The organism is Rothia sp. HMSC067H10 (assembly GCF_001810635.1).
In the GTDB taxonomy this organism is placed as follows: domain Bacteria; phylum Actinomycetota; class Actinomycetes; order Actinomycetales; family Micrococcaceae; genus Rothia; species Rothia dentocariosa.
This window is the reverse complement of sequence record NZ_KV802317.1, coordinates 593,227-593,712: the sequence shown is the minus strand read 5'-3', so window position 1 is coordinate 593,712 and position 486 is coordinate 593,227. Positions and strand designations below refer to the sequence as shown.

1 protein-coding gene is annotated in these 486 nt (G+C 61.3%); it reads right to left on the bottom strand.

All coding sequences use genetic code 11. The features are described from left to right. The coding region (locus HMPREF2756_RS09575; protein WP_210393560.1) for an acyl-CoA thioesterase at positions 1-486 on the bottom strand (486 nt) is incomplete at both ends.

Here is a 486-nt window from a genome sequence, read left to right as displayed (position 1 = left end):
CCACCAGCTCACCGGAACGATTGAAAATCGAACCTTGCGCGAGCATCCTGCCGCCCTGAGCGCTCGGGGAATCCAGCACGTACAGCAGCCACTCATCGGCACGCGCCGAACGGTGGAACCACATCGCATGATCCAGCGAGGCGCTCTTCATACCCGGCTCCAGCCAGAACTTGCCGTGACGGCGCAGAGCCGGCTCCAGCGGCAGGTAATCCGAAGCATACGCGATTGCCGCCCGATGCATCGCATCCGAAACCGGGGCGCCGGAAGCATCAATCAGCGGATCGAAAGTCTTAAACCACACCGTGGCAACCGGTTTCTGCGAGCTTGAATCCGGGGCCGTATACAGGTGCGGGCTCACATACCGAATATCAATTGGGCGTTCCCATGCAACAGCCTGCGCTACCGGATGCGCCACCTCGCCAATGTAGTCGCTCACGCTTGGCAGCCCCTCGGGATCGGGAACCTGCGGCATCTCAACAGCCGTAT